The sequence below is a fragment of the Paenibacillus piri genome, from assembly GCF_004354045.1.
Lineage (GTDB): Bacteria > Bacillota > Bacilli > Paenibacillales > NBRC-103111 > Paenibacillus_S > Paenibacillus_S piri.
In genome coordinates this window covers 35,502-57,156 of the sequence record NZ_SMRT01000019.1, presented here as the reverse complement: position 1 = coordinate 57,156, position 21,655 = coordinate 35,502, and the positions used below count along the sequence as shown (strand labels likewise).

At 51.9% G+C, this 21,655-nt stretch carries 18 protein-coding genes and 1 riboswitch; of the genes, 1 reads left to right on the top strand and 17 read right to left on the bottom strand.

Features of this window, described 5'->3' with window-relative positions:
- Positions 1-303 precede the first annotated feature (303 nt).
- Positions 304-1,323: a medium chain dehydrogenase/reductase family protein gene (locus E1757_RS28865; RefSeq protein WP_165972332.1), complete on the bottom strand. Its 1,020-nt coding sequence runs from the start codon at positions 1,321-1,323 to the stop codon at positions 304-306.
- A gap of 151 nt (positions 1,324-1,474) precedes the next feature.
- Between E1757_RS28865 and E1757_RS28860 the strand changes: the two genes are divergently transcribed.
- Positions 1,475-2,113 carry a TetR/AcrR family transcriptional regulator gene (locus E1757_RS28860; RefSeq protein WP_220446549.1) on the top strand — a complete coding sequence of 213 codons (639 nt, stop codon included), beginning with the start codon at positions 1,475-1,477 and terminating at the stop codon, positions 2,111-2,113.
- A 190-nt stretch (positions 2,114-2,303) separates the two neighbouring features.
- Here the strand turns inward: E1757_RS28860 and E1757_RS28855 are convergent, their stop codons facing one another.
- From E1757_RS28855 to E1757_RS28780, 16 genes are all read right to left on the bottom strand, one after another.
- On the bottom strand, positions 2,304-3,179 hold the full coding sequence (locus E1757_RS28855) for a CAP domain-containing protein (protein ID WP_246079620.1): 876 nt from the start codon (positions 3,177-3,179) through the stop codon (positions 2,304-2,306).
- 5 nt (positions 3,180-3,184) lie between these two features.
- A riboswitch (cyclic di-AMP (ydaO/yuaA leader) is annotated at positions 3,185-3,325 on the bottom strand.
- A 341-nt stretch (positions 3,326-3,666) separates the two neighbouring features.
- Positions 3,667-4,641 (bottom strand): ABC transporter ATP-binding protein, encoded by a 975-nt coding sequence (locus E1757_RS28850; RefSeq protein WP_133234772.1) that lies wholly within the window; start codon positions 4,639-4,641, stop codon positions 3,667-3,669.
- A gap of 29 nt (positions 4,642-4,670) precedes the next feature.
- Positions 4,671-5,693 carry an ABC transporter ATP-binding protein gene (locus E1757_RS28845; RefSeq protein ID WP_133234769.1) on the bottom strand — a complete coding sequence of 341 codons (1,023 nt, stop codon included), beginning with the start codon at positions 5,691-5,693 and terminating at the stop codon, positions 4,671-4,673.
- A gap of 28 nt (positions 5,694-5,721) precedes the next feature.
- Positions 5,722-7,065: a xylulokinase gene (locus E1757_RS28840; RefSeq protein ID WP_133234767.1), complete on the bottom strand. Its 1,344-nt coding sequence runs from the start codon at positions 7,063-7,065 to the stop codon at positions 5,722-5,724.
- 4 nt (positions 7,066-7,069) lie between these two features.
- Positions 7,070-7,819: a KDGP aldolase gene (locus tag E1757_RS28835; protein WP_133234765.1), complete on the bottom strand. Its 750-nt coding sequence runs from the start codon at positions 7,817-7,819 to the stop codon at positions 7,070-7,072.
- 30 nt (positions 7,820-7,849) lie between these two features.
- On the bottom strand, positions 7,850-8,956 hold the full coding sequence (locus E1757_RS28830) for an aminotransferase class V-fold PLP-dependent enzyme (RefSeq protein WP_165972331.1): 1,107 nt from the start codon (positions 8,954-8,956) through the stop codon (positions 7,850-7,852).
- A gap of 17 nt (positions 8,957-8,973) precedes the next feature.
- On the bottom strand, positions 8,974-10,014 hold the full coding sequence (locus E1757_RS28825) for a glutamate cyclase domain-containing protein (RefSeq protein ID WP_133234759.1): 1,041 nt from the start codon (positions 10,012-10,014) through the stop codon (positions 8,974-8,976).
- 31 nt (positions 10,015-10,045) lie between these two features.
- The gene (locus E1757_RS28820; RefSeq protein WP_133234757.1) at positions 10,046-10,912 is read right to left on the bottom strand and encodes an ABC transporter permease; all 867 of its coding nucleotides are present in this window, start codon (positions 10,910-10,912) and stop codon (positions 10,046-10,048) included.
- A gap of 14 nt (positions 10,913-10,926) precedes the next feature.
- Positions 10,927-11,847 (bottom strand): ABC transporter permease, encoded by a 921-nt coding sequence (locus E1757_RS28815; RefSeq protein ID WP_133234755.1) that lies wholly within the window; start codon positions 11,845-11,847, stop codon positions 10,927-10,929.
- 98 nt (positions 11,848-11,945) lie between these two features.
- A complete protein-coding gene (locus E1757_RS28810; RefSeq protein ID WP_133234752.1) occupies positions 11,946-13,574 on the bottom strand; it encodes an ABC transporter substrate-binding protein in 1,629 nt (542 codons plus the stop codon).
- Between the two features lie 23 nt (positions 13,575-13,597).
- Positions 13,598-14,488: a MurR/RpiR family transcriptional regulator gene (locus tag E1757_RS28805; RefSeq protein WP_133234750.1), complete on the bottom strand. Its 891-nt coding sequence runs from the start codon at positions 14,486-14,488 to the stop codon at positions 13,598-13,600.
- A 172-nt stretch (positions 14,489-14,660) separates the two neighbouring features.
- Positions 14,661-15,236 carry a dihydrofolate reductase family protein gene (locus E1757_RS28800; RefSeq protein WP_133234748.1) on the bottom strand — a complete coding sequence of 192 codons (576 nt, stop codon included), beginning with the start codon at positions 15,234-15,236 and terminating at the stop codon, positions 14,661-14,663.
- A gap of 94 nt (positions 15,237-15,330) precedes the next feature.
- On the bottom strand, positions 15,331-16,167 hold the full coding sequence (locus E1757_RS28795) for a helix-turn-helix domain-containing protein (protein WP_133234746.1): 837 nt from the start codon (positions 16,165-16,167) through the stop codon (positions 15,331-15,333).
- Between the two features lie 127 nt (positions 16,168-16,294).
- Positions 16,295-16,993 carry a 4'-phosphopantetheinyl transferase family protein gene (locus tag E1757_RS28790; RefSeq protein ID WP_425464868.1) on the bottom strand — a complete coding sequence of 233 codons (699 nt, stop codon included), beginning with the start codon at positions 16,991-16,993 and terminating at the stop codon, positions 16,295-16,297.
- Positions 16,990-17,733 (bottom strand): thioesterase II family protein, encoded by a 744-nt coding sequence (locus tag E1757_RS28785; RefSeq protein ID WP_133234744.1) that lies wholly within the window; start codon positions 17,731-17,733, stop codon positions 16,990-16,992. Before E1757_RS28785 ends, E1757_RS28790 begins: the two co-directional genes overlap by 4 nt.
- Positions 17,730-21,593: a non-ribosomal peptide synthetase gene (locus E1757_RS28780; RefSeq protein ID WP_133234742.1), complete on the bottom strand. Its 3,864-nt coding sequence runs from the start codon at positions 21,591-21,593 to the stop codon at positions 17,730-17,732. Before E1757_RS28780 ends, E1757_RS28785 begins: the two co-directional genes overlap by 4 nt.
- Positions 21,594-21,655: the final 62 nt, after the last annotated feature.

Genomic DNA, 21,655 nt, shown 5'->3' with positions numbered 1-21,655 from the left:
GAAGTTATCCTCCTGTAATAAATATAAAAGCTACAAGAAAGTTACTTTCTTGTAGCTCAAATAAATACAGCAAATCCAACCCGCCATGGAGTTAGATGAGGATATATTGTTTGAGTGAAAAGATTAAGTAACTTTCTTGCATATAAAATATAAAACATGCGAAAAATATCGCTTTATTGTTTTATTATTTTTATATCAGCAAGAAAAATTACATTATACTTTTCAACTCCAATCATTAAATTAAAAATATTTTATCATACCCATTTATTGATTTCAACAAAGAATGATGCAGCATTGGATCGTTCAGGAGCGGTTCATCGCCAAGATGATTCTTCCGGGAATACTCCCCTGTTCCAAAGCTTCATGCGCAGATCGTATATCTTCGAGAGAAAAGCGATGCGCGATAGCCGGTTGAATAGATCGGTCGAGAAGCAATTGGAACAAACGATTCATGTCCTCCTTCCATAACTGTGGATTTTTCGTGTGTGCAAACAGCAAGCTGAAAAAGGCAGCCTTCTTACCGTCCGGCACAAGACGAAGCGCCAGCAGCCGTATCAGGCTCGGGAACATCTGCATCAGCTTAGGGGATGAGAATCCGTAGACAATCAGACGGCCTTTGCTTTTCAAAAGGCTGTAAGATTGGCCGATGTCGGCGGCTGCACCGTCGAATACCGCATCCACTCCGTCTGGGCGGATGTTTTTGATTTCACGAACGTAATCCGCGTGCCTGTAGTCGATCGGAATAGCGCCTAAGCTCGAAACGAAATTATGTTTCGTCCCGGAAGCGGTCCCGACCATGTCCAGACCGGATATTCGCCCCAATTGAAGCAGAGCCGTTCCGATCGCACCCGAAGCGCCAAGGACGACGATGGATCCCCCTTCCCGGACATTGGCCGCTTGATGGAGCATCCTATATGCCAATACGTAATTCAGCGTCAGACAGGCTGCATCCTCCGGTTCGATGCCGTCCGGTACCGCCATGATTTCGTTCTGATCCAGACATACATGCTCGGAATACCCTCCGCCGGATACAGTCAACGCGGCGACCAGTTGGCCGTGATGAAAAGCGGAAACGCCGGCACCCGTCTTTTCGACAATGCCGACCACTTCGGAGCCTGGCGTAACCGGCGATTTTGGCGCTTTTTTGCGGAAAGGAAAGGCCAGTTGCCCGTTTCGAATCCATACGTCCCCGATTGAAACGGTAGATGCCAAATTGCGAATCAGCACCTCGCCCGGCTGCGGTTCGGGTACGGTTCTTTCGACAATCTCCAATACTTCCGGCCCGCCGTACCGGGCAATAACGGCATATTTGCTCGTGCGCATCACGTACTCCCCCTCGTTTGCTTGATTAGCTTCATCCATCCATTTCACAAACGGAATATATATTCCACTTTTTCATTATACGGAATATAAGTTCCGTTTGTCAAAGCTGCAAGCGATCGGGTATGATGAAGATGAGAGGTGCATATCAAATATGAAAATTAATCCTATGAACTCGCATCAGGACGGCAGTGTTGCACAACCCGACTCCCTCGTCAATGCAGACCGCCCCAAATCGCTTCGCGTCGATGCCCAGCGAAACCGAGCGCGAATTCTGGATGCGGCCCACGCCGTCTTTGCCGCGGAAGGGCTTTCCGTCCGGATCGAAGAAATCGCCCGGCATGCCGGTGTGGGGATCGGTACGGTTTATCGCAATTTCCCCACCAAAGAGTTGCTTTTCGAAGCGGTCATTCACCGGTACCAGCAAAAGCTTGTCGAGGAGGCAGAGTCTCTGCTCGATTTCGATGATCCCGGAGAAGCTTTTTTTCAATATATTTCGCGTGTGATTGAAGAAGGAGCGGCGAACAAAGCATTGACGGCGGCAGTGTCCGGTACCGAAATCGACATGAAAGCCGTTGCTACCGGCATCTCCGACCAGTTACTGGACGTGTTAAGCAAGCTTCTCGAGTGTGCTCAACAAAGCGGTTCCGTACGGGCGGACATCGGCGCCGAGCAGGTGAAAGCCCTCATCGTCGGTACCCTGTTAGCCATGGAGCAAAGTGCCGGCCAAGCGGATAGGTCGGTCGTCATCGTATCCGTGATTTGCGACGGACTTCGTGCCAGGCCCGATTGACGAATCTCCGGCGATCCGGCGGCAAAAGAAGTCGTTGCCTGTTCCCGCAATTGATCGACAGTCTCATTATGTAAACTATTTGAAAATGTAATATTAGCTTTATAAACATTAATGACCCGCAAAACGGTCACTTTTACAAAGTGTCCATCTTGCGGGTCACAAGTCAGCTTATCTTGATATCCAGCTTATATTATTTCGCAATAAATTCTTGCACCCATTCCCCGTTATAGTAAGCTACACCGATCTGGGTAAAGTTAGGGCTTAAGATGTTCTGACGGTGACCCGCACTGTTCATCCAAGAATTCATTACTTCTTGCGGCGTACGCTGCCCTTTAGCGATATTTTCTCCTGCATAACTGTAGGTTATACCATAGGTTTTCATCATATCGAACGGAGAACCGAAGGTTGGAGAATTATGGTCAAAGTAATTGTTATTGTACATGTCCTTAGCTTTATCAAGGGCCATTCCGGTTAGCGCTTTATCGCTCGTAAGCGGCTTGAGACCTGCTTTGGTACGCTCTTGATTTACAAGGTCCACCACTTGCACGGCGAAGGAAGACGAGTCTTTATTTGTTCCTTCAAGAGAACCGTTGCCGCTGTTTGTATTACTATTGGTATTGCTGTTGGAATCTGCTCCATTTGCCGGGCTATCGTTGGTTGTACCTTTATTAGGTGTTTCTGAAGGAACCTGGCTGCCGCCGGTTGTATCTCCGGCTCCTGGTGCGCAGTTGTTATTTCCAGCGCTGCTGCCATTTCCGCCCCCGAATTTACCTTGCAACAAAGAGTTTAAATCCTTACCTTGCAACAAAGAGTTTAGATCCTTCCCTTGCAGCAAAGAGTTTAGATCCTTCCCTTGCAACAAAGAGTTTAGATCCTTCCCTTGCAACAAAGAGTTTAGATCTTTCCCTTGAAGCATGGAATTCAGATCTACTCCATAATTTTTTGAAACAACCGCCATCGGATCCTGAGCGGTATTCATATTAGGAGCAGCGGAAACTGAAGCTGCACTGACGATCGGAGCTAAAATAAGTGCGCCTGTTACAACAATCTTGTGAAAACGATTCAAAACTATCCTCTCCTTTTTTTGGCCTGCGAGGTTAGCTGACGGATTCGGGTCAAAGAGCAATCACCCGGTCACCAAATGTGACTTCACCCCAATTAGGATGGTTCCCCCGCGCTTAATCGATTGATTAGCTTCGGCCTGTTTTTTTGGTACCCTGACATTCTATCATGAGGATCAAAAGAATTCATGCTACAAAGTCTGCCAATTACCGAATAATAGGTTCACAGCACATTCAATTCTGATTACGGAGCAATTCAGAGGTTGAATTAGGGGCAAAAAGAAAAAAGCCGCGCAGCGCGCGGAAACGAAACAATATATGTTCTTGCCCACCGCAGCGATAGCGCTATTTCCCCGCTTTTCAGTAAAAAATAAAGATGGGCCAAGATCCGGTTTTCATTGTAACCTGACTTTCTATAGATTGAACGATACTAATAGTAATTTATATCTTTATAATGGATAACATATATATGCCGGAGACCGCTGGCTTTGTTCAATCATTCTGCAACGGAAAATGGCAGGCTGTCCAATGACCCGGCTCGATTTCCCGGAATTCGGGCACCTTTGAGCTGCAAGTCGGCTGCACATACGGACAACGGGTATGAAAATGGCAGCCTGACGGCGGATTTGCCGGACTGGGTACATCCCCCTGCAGAATGATGCGTTCCCGCTGCCGCTCGGGATTAACCTCCGGAATTGCCGATAATAGCGACTGCGTATATGGATGAGCCGGTTTATTGTAGATCGTGTCCACCCGGCCCAGTTCAACCAGCTTGCCAAGATACATGACGCCTACCCGGTCGGCGATGTGATGCACGACACTCAGATTATGCGAAATGAACAAATAAGTCAGGCCAAACCGCCGCTGCAGTTCCTGCAGCAAATTCAGCACCTGGGATTGGATCGATACATCGAGTGCAGATACGGCCTCATCGCACACGATCAGCTTAGGATTCAACGCGAGAGCGCGGGCAATGCTGATCCGCTGCCGCTGGCCGCCGGAAAACTCGTGCGGGTAGCGATCCATTTGTTCCTCGTTCAGACCGACTACCTCCATCAGCTCCTTTACCCGCTGCTTATTCTGTTCGTGGCTGCCGGTTTTATGAGCCGTTAGCGGTTCGGCAATAATATCCTTTATTTTAAGACGGGGATTGAGCGAGCCGAAAGGATCCTGAAAAATAATTTGCATATGCTTGCGAACCTGCCTCATTTGTTCCTTGGAGAGCGTGAAGATGTCGCGGCCTTGAAATGTCACTTTGCCTGACGTCGGCTCCAAAAGCCTGAGCAGCGTGCGCCCCGTCGTGCTTTTTCCGCATCCGGACTCGCCGACGAGAGCAAGCGTCTCTCCGTCATAAATATCAAAGGTCAGTCCGTTCACGGCCTTTACCGGATTCGCCGGCTTCTGGAACAATTTTCGTTTCACCGGAAAAAATTTGGTAAGATTTTCTACGCGAAGCAACGTTTCCATGCTGTTCACCGTCCTTAAAGAGGTGCCGCTCACCTCGAATTTGCCGTTTCCCCGCCGTTAAGTCCTGCATCGCGCACCGATGCCGCCGGGTCGTATTTCAAGCAGCGGACGCGCCGGCCGTTGCCTTCGTCAATAAGCGCCGGCTCTTCTTTCGAACAGCGTTCGAACGCATAGGGGCAGCGCGCATGGAATCTGCACCCCTTAGGCATCGAATGGGGAGAAGGAACATTACCCGGAATCGAATACAGCTTCTCCCGGGCGCCGCCGATTCTCGGAATCGATTTTAACAAAGCTTCCGTGTACGGATGCAAAGGATTGCGAAATATGTCGTACGCCGGTCCCTGCTCGACAATTTGACCCGCATACATCACAATGACTTTCTTGCACATTTCGGCTACGACTCCTAAATCATGCGTAACCAATAAAATGCCGGTGCCGTCATTCTGATTCAGCGACTTCATCAGCTCCAGGATTTGCGCTTGAATCGTTACATCAAGCGCAGTCGTTGGCTCATCGGCAATGAGCAGCTTCGGGCTGCACGACAAAGCGATTGCAATCATTACGCGCTGCCGCATTCCGCCGGACAGCTGATGCGGATACTGCCTTACCCGCGTCTCCGCCATCGGTATGCCGACTTTCTTCAGCATCTCTACCGCCCGCTGCATCGCTTCCTTTGACGAAAGCCCTTGATGCAACCGGACCGTTTCGGCAATCTGCTCCCCGACAGTCAACACCGGATTAAGCGATGTCATCGGCTCCTGGAAGATCATCGACATTTCCCGTCCTCGAATGCGGCCCATTTCCTTGGGCGACTTGCCGGTCAATTCATCGCCTTCGAACAGAACCGATCCTCCGGCAATTCGGCCAGGCGGCTTAATTAAACCGAGGATAGACAGGGAAGTGATGCTTTTACCGCTTCCGGACTCGCCGACGAGTCCTACCGTCTCCCCGTATTCTACATCGAACGAAATCCGATCCACAACGTGAAACGTACCCCGGTCCGTCGTAAAATCGGTAACCAGCTCCTTCACTTCAAGCAGTTTCCCCTTCATCGCATTGCGGCATACGACCCCCCGGCCGTTAAGACCGGAATAGGCCGCGCCTGCCTCCTTTCATATTGGAAATGGATAGCTCGTACCGCCGCCGGATCGCTTCGCTCCCCTGTACGCCGGGTCTTATCACCTTTTGAATGCGAACTATCTTATCCGATATATTTTTCCAGGCCGTCCCGCTGTTCAGATGCTTCATCACCAGCATGGCGGCGCCCGACGTACTGTCCCCCCCTTCCGTCAATACGACGGGAAGCCGGAACAAATCCGCGATATCCTGCATCCAGCTTTCTCTGAGCATCCCTCCGCCGATCGGGCGTATTTCCTGGAATCGCCCCCGAACAACAAACGGCTCCATATATTCATACAGCCTAAACAATATATCATCAAGCACCGATTGCAGTTTGCCGTTCTGTGCATGCTTATCCGTGTCACTGAGCGCCAGGAGCTCCGAAATCCGGCTCCCCGCTCCCTCCATCCGAAAGCCCTGCAAATACATATTCCAGCCGAAATGCTGCCTGAAATAGCCGCCTTTTTCCGTTAACGCTCCTGCGTCTTCCGACCAAAAGCGGGCAACCGCGGTTGTGCCTAACGATATGCAGAGCTGCCCTTCCGCAACGCAGCCGCTGGAAAGATTGGCCGCAGGCCCATCTCCTGTCCCTACGGCAACAGGCAGACCCGGCGGCAAACCCAGCCTGTTGCCCGCCTCCGGCAGAAGCGTTCCGGCCAGACGGTCGGGATCGCAAATTTGCGGCAGAAGTCCGGGATCGATACCTGCCGCCTCCAACATTTCCGGCCACCAATCCCGGCACTGCTGATCGTACAATTGGGTTGCCGAGGCCGAAGCCGGATCCGTTACCCACGCGCCTGTCAATCTCTGGAGCAAATATTCCTTGACTCCGCCTATATAAGCGGTCCGCTTCAGCACATCCGGCTCCTCTGCCTGCAAACAGAGCAGCTTGGACGCAGGGTATATGCCGGATAAGGGGCAGCCGGTGCGCGAAACAATATCAACGCCCTTAACCCGGAGAGAAAGCTCTGCAACGTAGGAGGTCCCCCTGCGGTCAACTCCGGGAATACAATCGCGCACCGGGCGTCCTTCCTTATCCAGCATCACCAATCCGGCCATTTGCGACGTGATGCCGATTCCGATCAATCCTTTCAGATCCTGACCGTCCCGACTGAGCAATCGCACCGACCGGACGAAAGCGTCCCATAGCGCATCCGTGCCGATCTCAACGCGTTCCCCGATTGCAGCCGCCGCCAGCGGAACTTTGCTGGTCACCGCCGCTCTGCCGTTAGTACCGATGACCGCCGCTTTGATGGAAGAGGAGCCGACATCGACGGCAAGCACCGGGCCTTCTGCCAGGCTCATCCCATTATTCCCCGAACAGCGACATAATGCTGCGATATGTCGCTTCCAGCTTCCGCTTATCGAGGTCGCCCGTCTCCGGGTTTTTCAGCGATCCGTAAAGATGGGGCATAATGCAAGGAACGCCGGCATCCAGGCATACCTGCACAATTTCCGCCGCGTTGTCCGGCGTAATGCCCCCTGTCGGTTCAATCATCATGCCTTCCTTGGCAGCGGCCCGGGCAACGGCACGAACCTCTTCCAGCCGCTTGCTGCCTTCAATAGGGAAAAATTTAACGGACTGAACGCCCGCTTCCTTCATCATCGCCAAAGCCGCCTCAACCGGTACACGCGCACTGCCGGTTTGTTGACTGAGCGGACCCGTTCCGATATCAACGATGCCGGGTTGTCCGGCAGGTCTCACCATTGCATTGACCAGTGTTGGCGCCTCCTGCATCCGCAATGCGTACTGCGATAACCCTGCGGCCGGAAATATTTGATTCAGATGCAGCGGCGCTGTATGCAAAGCAAGCTGCAGCGCCTTCTCCCATTGATCCGCGCTGCCGTCACCGAGTCCTGCCGAAACCTGTACCTTCCGTTCCTGCAGCGCCTGAATGTATCGTACGCCTTCCTCCAATACCGGAAAATCTTTGGCCATAACGCCGGTAAAAACCGCCTTGCCCAGCAGCTCGGCCGCTTGTACGGACGCCTCGACAGACCGCGTCTGGATGTTAAGCAATACTTTTCCGCCTATGGCCCGTTCTATAAATGATTTCATAAGCTGCTTCAACTCCTTGATGAATTCAGTTTACCCTTCCAGTAATTGCTTTAGCACTTGGGCAACAACGGCTGTTTCCTCTATTTTTAACTCGCGCGGATCAAATTGGATCATTCCGGCATCCGCCGAATGGTTTCTCGTACGAATCGACGGATTGTTCCGCTCCATTCCAGCAATCAGCTGCTTCGCTTCCAGAGGCGCCGTCTCCCCGACAATCAATTGCAACCGCGGTATCGGACGTGTCGCATCCTTCACAATTTTAGTGCTGATCCCCGTTAAGCCGCAGTGCTCTATATCCTTTTGCAGCGTCTCCACAATTTCCGTTAACCGGCCTGCGGTTTCCTCCGGGTCTTCCTTCAAATAGCATTGCAATGCCGCGTAGAAGCCCATAATATTTTCCTTGCCGATCTTCATGGCCCGGGCGTATCCTTTTTCCTGCAGCATACAGGCGTCAATCAACTCCTTACGGCCGATCACAAGGCCCGACGTAGGTCCCCCGATAGCCTTGTGGCCGCTGTACACAGCGAGATCCGCGCCTTGCGCCAAATACTGCCGCAAATCAACCTCGGCCGCTGCATCTACAATTACCGGGATTCCATACGTTCCGGCTGTTTCGACCACCTCGGCCAAGGTGAGCATTTCATTGGAAACGGCATGATGCGAAACGACATAAACGATTGCCGCCGTAGCTTCTGTAATCGCGCCTTCGAGATGATACGGCTTCACTCCGTTGACCGTTCCGATTTCCTTCACCGCCGCTCCGGTCATCCGGATCATTTGGGTCAGGTTCGCCCCGAAGCTTACCGCATGGCCCTTCTGCAAAATAACCTCGCGCCTGGTTCCTTTTATTTCAGGCAAGGCTTCCACTTTATCCATATCCGTGCCCGTCAAAACCGCCGCAACCGATACGACAATACCGGCGGCCGCGCAGGACGTAATACATGCGCCTTCCGCTCCCGTCAGCTCCGCCACACGCCGCTGTACCGTCTGCTTCAACCCGGCCATATCGACATAGCTCTGCGCCGCTGCGGACATCGCCGCCGCTACCTCCGGCAGAACGGCCGAGCTTCCCAAATAAGTCATTTTGCCTGCGGCATTAATAACCCTCGGCAGTTGAACAGCCTCAAACGGATTCATCTTGCTTCGCCCCCCCTCTAGCCTTTGATCCATCCGTCAAGATGCATCATGACCGACATATGCAGAAATTTCATCAACGCCCGGTTGATCTCATGACGGGTGCCGTCGTTTTTCGGATCAACGTAAGCCGTTAGCCCGTCTATGGCTCCCGCGTCCACGAGCCGGTCCGTAATCCTGACCACATCGATTTCGCGGATCACCTCCGGCTTGCCGGTAAGCGCCGCAATAGCCGCTGCCAAACCGCATGCTCCCCAGTTGGAGATGCAGGAGGCAATGAGCAGATCGACTTCGGTAGCCGGCGCTATGACTTCGCCCTTGGGCAAATGGGCTGCGATAGCTTCGCGGACATTTCCCATCCCGAGCTCGTTGCCGCCGTCGCCGATTCCAATGGTGGCAATGCCCCGGCTGCGGGCTTCGCGGAACAGCAGATCCGCTTTAACGACCAGCTCGGAAGGTACTTCGCGCGCCGTTACGTTGTGATATTTGCGATTCGCGTTGGCTCCGGGAAGCTCTACCGAAATTAGCGCTTTAGGCTGAATACGCTGCAGCAGCGGAGCTGCCGCTTGAACGCCTTCCTCCCATTCTACCGGATAGTCAATGACCGCCGCCACGGAGGCGGAAGGAGGTCCCGGCTTGGATTTCAACGCCGTTTCCAGGTCGCTTACGATTAATCCTGCTGCCCTAAGCGCAACTTCGCCGAACGGAATCAACGATTTCTCCATGACCAAGATCGGCACTACGCCGAGCGTCTGCTCCAACGCTCTTGCCAGCACGGCCGCTCCGACCGGGCCGTCCGTTTCGGTCAAGCCTTTAATCAACCATGAGCGGGAAGGCCACCCGGTAAAAATAAGCACCCGGTCGCCAATCCCGGCGTGCGCGCGCAAATGCGCCGCCGCCGCCATCGTCAGCGGCAAGCCCGTTTGCGCTCTCGCCGCCTCATAAAGCTCATGGGAAATTCCTCTGGCCGTAAAATCTTTGGAGACAAGCGCATCGATCACTTCTCCCAAACGCGCGTATTTCGTTTCCAGCTGAAGCTTCGTCTTCATTTCATTCAACATCGTATCTCCACTCCCTGTTGTGTTGTAGATCCTATCTTTTTTTCGAATCCAAATAATCGCGCAATCCGTCGCCCAGCAAATTAAAACTAAGAATAAGCATAGCGATAGCCATACCGGGGAATATCATCAAATGCGGCGTCTGCGTAAAATAGGAACGGCTGCGGCTCAGCATCGTCCCCCATTCAGGATCCGGCGGCTGTACGCCGAGCCCCAGAAACCCGAGCGCCGCCGCAACCAGTACCGCTTCACTGGCCATCAGGCTTAAAATAACCATGCTTGACCCCAAAATATTGCGGAGCACATGATGAATCATAATAAACGGCGTGCGGCTTCCCGCCGCTTTGGCCGCCGTAATATATTCCATCTCGCGGATTTGGAATACAAAGCCCCGTAAATAACGGACAAGCTGCGGCGCCTGCGTAATCATAACCGTGATGATCAGCCCCGTCTTGCCGGTGCCGATCATGGACACAATAATGATAGCCAGCACCAGCGAGGGAAAGGTCAGGATCGATTCGGACACGGTTGAAATCCACCGGTCGATTCGTCCCCCGTAATAACCGGCCGACAAGCCGAACGGCAGCGCCAGCAGAAACGCCAGCAGCACGCCGCCGATAGCGATCGTCAAATCAATTCTGCCGGCGTAAATTACTCTTGAAAATATATCGCGCCCAAGCTCATCCGTTCCGAACCAATGCCCGGCCGAAGGCGTCTGCAAGGCCGACATCAGGTCCTGATCCTCCGGACCGTAATGCGTAATCCAAGGCGCAAACAGACTAAGCAGCACGAACATGAGCAGCAAAACGCCCCCGACCGCCAAAGTCGACTCTTTGAGCAAAGGCTTGAGGAGCCGGACGGCAAAATTGCTCTTCTTCTGTATTATCGCTTCGGAAGCCATCTTCCGGTCACCTCCTAATCATAGCGAATCCGCGGATCGATCCGGCCGTAGAGCAAGTCGACGATTAAATTAATAGCCAGGAAGCTTCCTACAAAAAACACGGTAATCCCCTGCATCAGCGCGTAGTCGCGCAAGTTTTGCGCGGATAGAAGCAATTGGCCCATGCCAGGATAAGAAAACAAATTTTCCACGACAACCGATCCGCCCAGTAAGTAGCCGGCCTGCAGACCGATCATCGTAATAACCGGAGGAAGCGCAGGCCGGAGCGCGTGTTTGACTACAATCTTCCAGCCGGGTATCCCCTTCGCCTCCGCTGTGCGGATGAAATCTTCGTGCAGCACTTCCATCATGGCCGTCCTTGTCATCCGGGCGATTAGCGCGATCAGTCGGGCTGAGATCGCTATAGCCGGCATAATCATCGCTAGCGAGCTGCCGTAGCCGATCGCGGGCAGCCAGTTCAGCTTTACCGAGAACAGCTGCACCATCAGCAGGCCCAGCCAAAAATTCGGCACCGCCAGAAACCCGATCCAAATAAGCAAAAGCGACCTGCTGCTGATTGCGCGCGGGCGAAGGCCCGAAATAATGCCGGCCGGAATGCCGACGGTTACAGCAATAGCCACGCTAACCAGCATCAGCTGAACAGTCGGCCAAATGCGGCCGGCAATCACTTGAATCACCGGAAGGTTGTATGAGACGGAAACGCCCAGATTTCCCCGAATCAGGTTCGATAAATAATCGACATATTGGAGCAGAATCGTTTTATCCAAGCCCATAGCGTGCCGCAACCGGTCAATTTCCTCTTGCGAAGCATTTCCGCCCAATATAAGCGAGGCGGGATCGCCCGGCACTAACCGAAACAGAACAAACATCAAAGTTAAAAGAACAAATACTTGCACTATCAAATAGAGGAACCTGCGGACAATGTAGCCTGCCAATGCCTCCCCCTCCTTTCATGGCGCATAAATACGGAGAGTACCTGAGCAACCAGGTACCCCTCCATTGGCATGTTAATCAATGTTCGGCAAGGAGCCGCTTATTTCGTTTGATGCACCAATGTGAACACGACTGGAAGCACGCTGACGCCGTCGACATTTTTCGCCTTGGCGGAAATATTGTTTTTCGCATACAACCAGATGTAAGGCGCGTCATCCCAAATGATTTTCTCCGCCTGTCCGAGCAGATCGGTCCGTTTTTGCTGGTCAACCTCTTTATTCGCTTTCGCTACAAGATCATCCGCCTGCTTGTTGCTGTACCAGTTAAAATTCCATTGCGGCGGATTTTTGGCGGGATCGGGATTTGTTGCAAACAATGCGTCAAGCTGAATGCCTCCGTTGCCATGCGAAGGATTGTAGCCGAACAGAACCATATCAAAGTCAACCTTGGCCTGCGGTACTTTAATGCTGTCCCAGAAGGTCGATTTTTCCACCTTGTTGATTGTCACATCGACTCCGATTGCTTTTAACTGGCTTTTCACGGTTTCCGCCACCATCACATCATTCGGATACATTCCGTCCGGAGTTCGCAGCTTGAAGGACATCTTTTTACCGCCCTTTTCAAGAATCCCGTCAGCACCGGCCTTCCAGCCTGCATCGGCCAACATCTTCTTCGTCTTCTCCACATCGTAGCCGTAATCGCCGGCCTTCACGTATCCGGTCGTATTCGGAGCGAGCGGACTAGTCAGCACGGTTCCGTATCCTTTAAACAGCGTCTTCACAATAGCTTCTTTTTGAATCGCGGAATTTAATGCCTGACGGACGGTTTTGTCCTGAAGAATCGCATTATTCTGGTTGAGGCCTACACCGAATACTTGCAGCCCGGGAATGTTGATCAGATCAATGCTCGGGCTTGATTTCAGCTCGTCGGCCTGTTCTACCGGCACAGCGTCAATCACATCGGCTTGGCCGCTCTTCAATGCAGCGATACGCGAGGAGGCGTCTCCTACATATTTAAATGTAATCTGCTTATATGCAGGTTTGCCGCCAAAATAAGCTTCGTTCGCTTTAACTGTCACCTGTGTGCCCGGTTCAATTTTATCCAATACATAGGGTCCCGTGCCTACCGGATGCAGACCGATATCCTTGCCGTACTTTTCTAATGCGGCGGTGCTTGGAATAAGTGCCGATCCGTGGGCAAGCGTATTGAGCAAGCCTCCATAAGGCTCCTTAGTGATGATCTGGACGGTATTGTCGTCAACCTTGATAATTTTGTCAATCGGCGCCCACAGCGTGTAGGCTCCGGTATTATACGTTTTGTCCAGCATCTTCGTATATATGCCGACTACGGCATCGGCATTGAAGGAAGTGCCGTCCTGAAACTTGACGCCCTGGCGCAGATTGAACGTCCAGGTTTTCCCGTCGGCGGAAGTCGACCACTTCTCGGCCAGATCCGGTTTAAACTCCAGCTTGTCGTCAAATTTAACCAAGCCGTTGTAAATAGCGAACGCCGCCTCATAGCCGGACGGGTAACCCTGCGGCTGCATTCCCGCCGTATCCAGAGAAGTGACGGCTACGCTCTGCGCATAGATGATCGAATCCTTCTTCGGACCGGTCGCTCCCGGGGCTCCGGTATTGCCTGGCGCCGGCAAGGGTGCCGGTGCGTTCGTACAGCCTGCCGCTAATGCAACGGCAACAATCATTGAGAACATTTTGAAAGATCTTTTCATAAATAATACCCTCCTGATTATAATCAACCCTTTTTGTGAAGGTCCTTTGCCTGGTCAATCCGCATTGCCGCTGTCACTTGTCTGACTTCCTCGTAGTTTTTGATCACCTGTTCATACCTCGTCAAGGCTGCGCTTACAAACAGCGAATCCAGAATCGCGCTTTGCGCAATGCGCGACGCCATCGCTTCCGTTCGAAAAGCGGTTTCACGGGACGAAGTAAATAATACGGTATCGGCCACCTCGGTAATCGGAGAATGACCGAATTGGGTTACAGCGATTGTATTGGCCCCCTTGCTTCTGGCAATATCCAATGTGCGAATAACATCGCGGGTACGACCGGAATGGGATATGCCGATAACAACGTCGCCAGCTCCCAAAAAAACCGCTTTATTCGTCTGACTGTGACCGTCCGTCGCGTAATGGCAGCTGATGCCAAGCTTGGAGAAGCGGTAGTACGCGTCCAATGCGATAACTCCCGAAGCGCCGATTCCGAAAAACGATATACTTGAAGCATTCTTGATATAGTCAACCGCTTTCACCAGATTGTCTACGGACAGTACGGATTCGGTATCGCTCAATGCCTGCGCCGCCGCCTGAAACACTTTTCGCATCGTCTGCTCGGGTGTATCGTTCAGATCGACTTTCTCATGAATCTGCTTGACCGGCGAAACCAGATCCTGCGCCAACGCTACCCTTAGTTCCTGATACCCCTTTAAATGAAGCTTCTTGCATAATCGGACAATCGTCGATTCGCTGCTGTCACATTTTTGAGCTAAATCCGTAATCGACATCCGTATAATTTTATCGCCGGAATGAATAATACAATCAGCTACTTTTTTTTCCGCGGACGTCAGATCATTAGCAATTTCCCTCAACTTTAAAAATATACCGACATTATGCTGTGCTTCTTCCAATTTCTCACCCCGCTAATTTACAAGAAATTTATTTTCTATGATCACATTATATTATAGGTGAAAATTTTCTTCAACATTATTTTATATTTTATGATTTATTTTTTCAGATATTAAAATAGAAAAAGCGCCATACCCGCTTATTTGCGGAAATGACGGCTTTGTTATGATGCATTTACTTCTTTAACACGTAATGAAGAATGACGTTTCCGGATTCAAATGTTTTCGCCTCGACCAGCGTGAGATCCAGCTGTTTAACATGCGGGAACAAAGATTTGCCTTCGCCGGCGACAATCGGAGAAACAATAAAAATAAACTCGTCAATCAGTCTTTCATTGGCAAGCTGCTCAACGATTGAACCGCTTCCCAACACTAGTATGTCTGAGCTGGAGTTATGTTTCAATTGCATTACGACTTCAATCAGATCGCCATCATATATTTGGGTGTTTGACCAATTTGATTGGGTGATGGTTTTGGAGAAAACAACCTTGGTCATGTCGGTTAACTCTTCCGCGACCTTTTTCAATTGCTCCGGTGCATTGGGATCATTCAGAAAAGGTACCCATGACCGTTCAAATCCACGGTATGTCGTGCCTCCCAAAAGCAGTATATCCATCTTACCGCCAATAACATGCGCTGTTTTGTCAACCTCCGGATCATGGATAAACCAATCCATCCCAAAGGTCGCTTCATTGTTGCTGGAAAAATAACCATCGATCGATACTCTGTTTAACATTTTAATTTTGCGCATACCCATCGCTCCTTGGTAAGTTATCTATATTCCTATTGGAATAAGATAATCTTAGACCTTGCGACGGCAAAAAAATTGGACAAAACCGTCCATTTTACAAGTAAGACGATCCTGCCAAGTCGCTATGAAATTCATTAACCTTCATTGTAATATGTTTCGGACTAACCCAGGAAAACGACTTCATATCGCGTATGAAATGAGACTGATCATAATAATTCAGTGCATATGCAATATCGGACAGCCGCTCATACTTCCCTGAGTGCATCATCCGCAGCGCTTCATTGACCCGCCTTACCCTTATAAATAAGTGCGGCGGTATACCGACGACACGTGTAAAGCGCTTCTGAAATTGACGTTCGGAAATAGAAAAAGCGGCTACCAGTTCCTTCACGGAGACCGATGCGATATGTTTATGAATATATTCAAGAGTCAGCTCGATGAGCTCATCACGCTTACCGTTATGTTCCTTTATCGTCATAAGGAAATGAGTGAGCAAGGCGATTCGCTCTTCATTCGAAGTCGAAGCCAGGAGCTGTTTCTCAAGCTCCTTTGCCCCAAACTGATCCGGAAACAAAAATCCCTGATTATGAACAGAGGCGTCCCAACCGAACAAGCTGTACAACGCATGCGGCTTAAATACCAGCTGAATCGTTGTATATGGCGTTCCTCTGAAGCGCATAACGCTCGGTTCCGCCCCTTGTCCGTGAAGAAACAATACAGGTATATCGGACGATTGTGCCGAACGGATAGCAATATTCTCGATTGCGGGTGCCCGATCCGCCGCAAGCTGATAGACAATTCCGGGGTAACCGCTCGGGCACACCTTAACCTCGAGCGGCTGATCACCTGAATGGGACGCGATTCGCATGCATTCGACATCCCGGCTTAACGGCGCGGGAGGCGGTAATACGGTAAAATGGATAGTTTTCATATACATCATTATATAGGAATGACTGGTAACGTGGAAGTCGTCTGTCCGGGAATAAAGACTGCGGCTATACTAAGAAACGCAGCATTGACTGCATTGAACCGCAATCGGATAAGCCGGCCATTTTGTTCTATACCTGACTGCCTTGTAACGAATAAAAGAACAGATCGTCAATACTTTTCACAATCATCGGCTTCGGACAAGCCACGGTTGTCGAACACACCGCCATTTTATAGTCGGGATCCGCATCCGGCTGATTAAAAAAACAAGTTTGGGCCGCCGCTGGCCAAGAAAGGCTATGATCGGCTCCCGGCACAATTGAGAATGATTGTAACGGGAAGGAAAGCCCCTTCCCCAGCCATTTCACAAAGCTCTCCTTTAACGTCCATAATTCGTAAAAGCATGGGAGGCGCGACGTTTCATTCTGACCCATGAGCCAGCGGTATTCCTGCATTGAGAAAAAATAGCTGGCGACGTCCAGATTGATCGGCTTGATCTCCTCGATATCTATACCTACCGGGTCGGAATCCACCGCACACACAATCCAGCGACCCGAGTGGGCGATGTTGAAATGAAACGACGGAAGCCCGGCAACAGAAGGCTTTCCATACGGTTCGGCAGTAAAATGTATCTCCTTGTTTGCCATATTTAATTTGACGCTAATGATGCTCCTGATCAATATCTCCCCGAGCAGCCCCCGATTGGCGTCCTCCGGCTTCAAAAAGCTTTGGACTTTACCACGCCTTTCCTCAGATACGCTGTGCATCATTTGTTCAAACTCATCGATTCGCAGCAGGCGACTCAGATGTACGCCATAAAGCTCCGTCACAACGGTATCAGTTCTTTCCGAGCGGTTTCCAGCGCCAAAATGGATTGAATCGTTTTTGCCACTCGTTCCATCTCCGAAAGAAGAAACATATGTCCGCCCTGGAACGTATGGAACCGGATTCGCTGCGTCCAGCGCCGCCATCCCTCGGCATCCTGCATGCATGGACCATCCTTTTCCCCGTTTAAAATATGGACCGGTGCCTGCAGCAAGCTGTGGTCCGTGTGCTCGAATGTTTCCAATGCCTTAAAATCCGCCCTCATCGCCGGAAGGAAAAATTCCAGCACCTCTCTCGCCTGTACAAGCTCGGCCGGAATGCCGCCGATACCGATCACATAATCGAGAAATGCCCCGTCGTCCAAATGAGTCAAAGGTTTTCGCCGGGTATGGGGAGGCTGAACGGCAGAGATGATGACCGCCTCGGGGGAAATCCCCCGCTGTTCAAGCTTCTGAGCTAACCGGTACGCCACTAATCCGCCCATACTATGTCCGAATAAGACAAGCGGCTTGTCAAGCTGCGGAATCAAATCTTCCAAATATATGTCCGCCAGTGTTTCCAGGCTTTCCACTAAAGGCATGCGATTGCTTCCATGTCCGGGAGGTTCGGCCGCAAATATATCGCAGTCATTTTGCAGCAGCGGCTTCAAAGGCCGGAATGCAGCCGAATAACCGCCTGCAAATGGAAAGCATACCAGCTTAATGTCGGCCGGAGATCCACTTAATTGATGAATCAATCGGCTCATTGGTTGACCAGCCTTTCCTGTAAAATCCGGCGCATTAATTGTGCGTTCGACTCGGCAAAGCCGCCCTGCAGCATCTCATCGTGCTGGCCGAAACCCTGGTGCTCCCGGTAAGACCCGGTCGTCGCCGTCTGCCATGAACACATCCAATGCGGAATCGGCGCACCGCCGTCCGAGCGGATCAAGTGTATTTGCGCGCGAACCTGGCCGGTATTGATGAGGTTGACGAAAAAAGTGTAAGAAGCGCTCATTTTGCGTGCGATACCATACCGGACGGATTCAATTTGCAGATATGCGTTATCTTTATTTGCTTCCATCAGCGAATCGACATCCTGCTCGACCGAACGTCCCTGCAGATTGCTGATTCCGGTTTTTTTATAGGAATCGATCATGATGAGCATATCCACAAACCGTCCTTGCTGCTCCAACGCTTTGGCTACTTCAAATGCCAGACCGCAGCCTGCGGAATAGCCAAGCAAAACCAACGGCCCGACAGGCTGGATGTCATGTATGATCTCCGTATACCGCTGTATACGATCATCTCGCTCGATGAAGTCAAAGGCTTGCAGCCGGTATTGCGGCAGCTGTTTCGCCAAGTCGCCGAACATCATACCGTACCCGAGAACCGGCGGGAAGACAAAGACGTTATCATCGGCTGCCGGATTGAGCACGATGATTTCCGGCTGCATCCGCTCCGCCGCTTGGCTGTGTTCCCCGCGGCGATGCATATAACCGGCAAGCCCGGCTATCGTTGGAAACTCGAACAAGGCCCCTACCGGCACTTCCGTTTGCAACGACTTGAGAATTCCGGCGCAAATCGCCATCGCCTTGAGGGAATGACCGCCCAATGCGAAGAAGTTGTCATGAATGCCGATATGTCGAATGTCAAGCACTTCAGACCATAAAGCTGCCAGCTTGGTCTCCGTCTCGTTGCGCGGCGGGATCATTTCCGCACCTTGTCCCAATAGGGCCTGTGCCTTAGGCAGCAGCCGGCGATTAACCTTGCCGTTAGCGGTTAGCGGCAGTCTGTCAAGCACCGCGCATACCGGCGGAACCATATATCCCGGCAGCGCCTGCGACAGATGATGGCTAAGCTTATGCGGCGACAGGCTGTTGCCCGCGACGCCTACAACGTAGGCGCAAAGCGACGTTTCGCCTGTATCGCTGCTAACGGCAAGGACAATTGCCTCCTTCACGCCGTCACATCGAAGCAGCTGCTCTTCGATTTCGCCCAGCTCAATCCGGTGGCCGCGGATTTTGATCTGATCGTCAATCCGCCCGAGAAATTCGATATTGCCGTCGGGCAGCCAGCGAGCGAGGTCGCCGCTGCGGTATAGCTTTTCCCCAGGCAAGAACGGATGGGGAACAAACCTGGCTTCCGTCAATTCAGTCCGGTTCAGGTATCCGCGGGCCACACCCGTCCCGCCCAGGCACAATTCCCCGGCTGCCTCCACAGGCTGCAGCTGATTAGCCGGACCTAATATGTAAGCCGTGGTCAAGTTAAGCGGCTTGCCGATCGGAATCGTCATGGCGTCTTCCGCAATTTGATTCACCGGATAAAATGTGGCGAACACCGTCGTCTCCGTCGGTCCGTAGACGTGAATGATTTTATCGGGCCCCATGCTGTGCAGCGCCTTGCGGACATGGCCGACGGAACACCGTTCCCCGCCGAACAGCAGCTTGCGGAAGCCTCGCATCCATGCGTCTCCGGCATCCACGAGCAGATTAAACAGCGCCGTGGTCGTGAACATGACGGTAATGCGCTCATCTTCAATTAGCCGCATGAGCTTCCCCATGTGCAGGATCGTTTCATTCGGCGCAATTACAAGCGTGGCTCCGTTCACCAGTGCGCCGAACATATCGAAAGTGAAGCCGTCGAACGCGTAGTTCGACAGCGATAACAGCTTGTCCGTCGCGGAGATGTCGATATAATTCGTATGTTTCACTACCCGCGATACATTCGCATGGGTGGTCATGATGCCTTTCGGCTTACCCGTCGTGCCGGACGTGTAGATGATATAAGCCAAGTCGTCCGGTTCTCCCGCGACTGCAAGGTTTGTGCCGTCTCCGCGATACAGCGCAGGATCGCCGAGCAGCAGCCGTTCGCCTGTAAAAGCGGCTGCTGCCGCCTGATTCGCCAGCTCGCGCTGCGTCAGCAGCAGCGTTGCGCCGCTGTCCTCCAGCATGTAGCGGATACGCTGTTCCGGATATTCCGGGTCGATCGGCATATAGGCGCCGCCTGTTTTAAGAATCGCTACGATGGCGACAATCATTTCCGCTGAACGTCGTACCAGCAAGGCTGCTATTGTCCCGCGGGTGGCGCCTTTCGCGCGGAGCTGCCTTGCGAGCCGGTTGGCGCGCGTGTTCAGTTCAGCGTAAGTCAGCGATGTGCCGCCGCAAGCGACCGCAATTTGTCCGGGTGTCTCATATGCGTAATGCTCGAACAACTCGGACAGCGACCGGCAATCCGCCGGCTGACCTCGTTGTGCGAAGCTAAACTGCTCGAGCAGCAGCCGCTCTTCCTCTTCGGTCACCACTCGTATGGCTCCAAGCTGAAGCTGAGGATTACGGCATACTTGGCGAACGATCTCGCATAATTGATCCTTCAAACGCAGGATGAACGCCCTGTCGTACATATTGGCGTTGTAAGCGAATTTGAGCAGCAGCTGTTTGCCGGGAGAGACGAGCAAATTCAAGTCGTAATTCGATTTCTCAAAAATCGTTGTCTTTCCGATCGTGAAACCTAGCCGCTGCTCCTCCTGCAGCTTGTCTGTATCCTGCACAGGATAATTTTCAAACACGATAAGGTGGTCGATCAAATCCGGCTGCACCGCCCTGCTTTGAATATCGTACAGCGGCACGTACTGATGGGCTTCCGATTCCAGCGATTGCCTTTGGATATCGGATAGCAGTCGGGCAAAGGACCGCTCATGATCCGCATTGACCCGTTTCGGAACGACATTGATAAACAGGCCGACCATGTTTTCCACGCCTGGTATTTCCGCGGGGCGGCCCGAGACGACCGTACCGAAAATAACATCGTCGGACTGCTGATAACGGCTGAGCAGAACGGCCCAAGCCGCCTGAAGGGCGGTGCTCAGCGTAACGCCCTGCCCTTCCGCCAGCTCTGTCAAAGTCCTTGTCTGCTCCTCGGATAGGGAAAACAGCGCTTCTTCCGGTTCACGCACCGCTCCCTGTTTTCTGCTGCGCTGTTCGGCAAACGTGGTTTGGCCGTCGAAGCCGGACAAATAGCGATCCCAATATAGCAGCGATTGTTGGTTGTCCTGTGATTCCAGCCATTGAATATACTCCTTATACGGCTTGACAGGCGGCAGGCTGTAACCGCGCTTGTTGAGCAATGCGTGATACACTTCAAAAAGCTCCCGCACAACAATACCAAAGCACCAGCCGTCAAGCAAAATATGATGGTAGCTCCAAATCCACTCATAGTCGTCCGGCCCCTTTTTGAAGACAACGTTCCGCATCGGAATGTCCTTGGACAGATCGAAGCCCATCTCTTTATCCAACCGCTTATACGATTCAATACGGTCGTTCTGCTCGGCATTCGAGAGACCCGAAAGATCGATCTCCCGAACTTTGAATTTGCGCTGCTTCATAACCACCTGCACCGGACGCTTCATTTTTTCATAGACGAACACAGTGCGAAAAATATCGTACCGGTCCACAATCGCGTTCATGCTTCGCTCGAGCAAATCGCTTCGAAAGGCGCCTTTTACCTGCATTGACATTTGTTCGATGTACATGCTCTGTCCCGGATGCAGCAGCGTATGAAACAGCATGCCCTCCTGCATAGGCGACAAATAATAAATGTCCGCCACCTGATCTTTTTGAAATTGATTCATCTATACCGCCTCCGCCTCGTCTGGTTACATTCATCCTCAAATGCTTGAACTACTTACGGCAG

What these genes read in the sequence shown, in the direction of transcription:
- E1757_RS28795 (WP_133234746.1), bottom strand. Translation starts at nt 16,167, where the DNA reads ATGAAAACTATCCATTTTACCGTATTACCGCCTCCCGCGCCGTTAAGC.
- E1757_RS28785 (WP_133234744.1), bottom strand. Translation starts at nt 17,733, where the DNA reads ATGAGCCGATTGATTCATCAATTAAGTGGATCTCCGGCCGACATTAAG.
- E1757_RS28865 (WP_165972332.1), bottom strand. Translation starts at nt 1,323, where the DNA reads ATGCGCACGAGCAAATATGCCGTTATTGCCCGGTACGGCGGGCCGGAA.
- E1757_RS28810 (WP_133234752.1), bottom strand. Translation starts at nt 13,574, where the DNA reads ATGAAAAGATCTTTCAAAATGTTCTCAATGATTGTTGCCGTTGCATTA.
- E1757_RS28830 (WP_165972331.1), bottom strand. Translation starts at nt 8,956, where the DNA reads ATGAATCCGTTTGAGGCTGTTCAACTGCCGAGGGTTATTAATGCCGCA.
- E1757_RS28780 (WP_133234742.1), bottom strand. Translation starts at nt 21,593, where the DNA reads ATGAATCAATTTCAAAAAGATCAGGTGGCGGACATTTATTATTTGTCG.
- E1757_RS28835 (WP_133234765.1), bottom strand. Translation starts at nt 7,819, where the DNA reads ATGAAATCATTTATAGAACGGGCCATAGGCGGAAAAGTATTGCTTAAC.
- E1757_RS28825 (WP_133234759.1), bottom strand. Translation starts at nt 10,014, where the DNA reads ATGTTGAATGAAATGAAGACGAAGCTTCAGCTGGAAACGAAATACGCG.
- E1757_RS28820 (WP_133234757.1), bottom strand. Translation starts at nt 10,912, where the DNA reads ATGGCTTCCGAAGCGATAATACAGAAGAAGAGCAATTTTGCCGTCCGG.
- E1757_RS28860 (WP_220446549.1), top strand. Translation starts at nt 1,475, where the DNA reads ATGAAAATTAATCCTATGAACTCGCATCAGGACGGCAGTGTTGCACAA.
- E1757_RS28850 (WP_133234772.1), bottom strand. Translation starts at nt 4,641, where the DNA reads ATGGAAACGTTGCTTCGCGTAGAAAATCTTACCAAATTTTTTCCGGTG.
- E1757_RS28845 (WP_133234769.1), bottom strand. Translation starts at nt 5,693, where the DNA reads ATGAAGGGGAAACTGCTTGAAGTGAAGGAGCTGGTTACCGATTTTACG.
- E1757_RS28840 (WP_133234767.1), bottom strand. Translation starts at nt 7,065, where the DNA reads ATGAGCCTGGCAGAAGGCCCGGTGCTTGCCGTCGATGTCGGCTCCTCT.
- E1757_RS28800 (WP_133234748.1), bottom strand. Translation starts at nt 15,236, where the DNA reads ATGCGCAAAATTAAAATGTTAAACAGAGTATCGATCGATGGTTATTTT.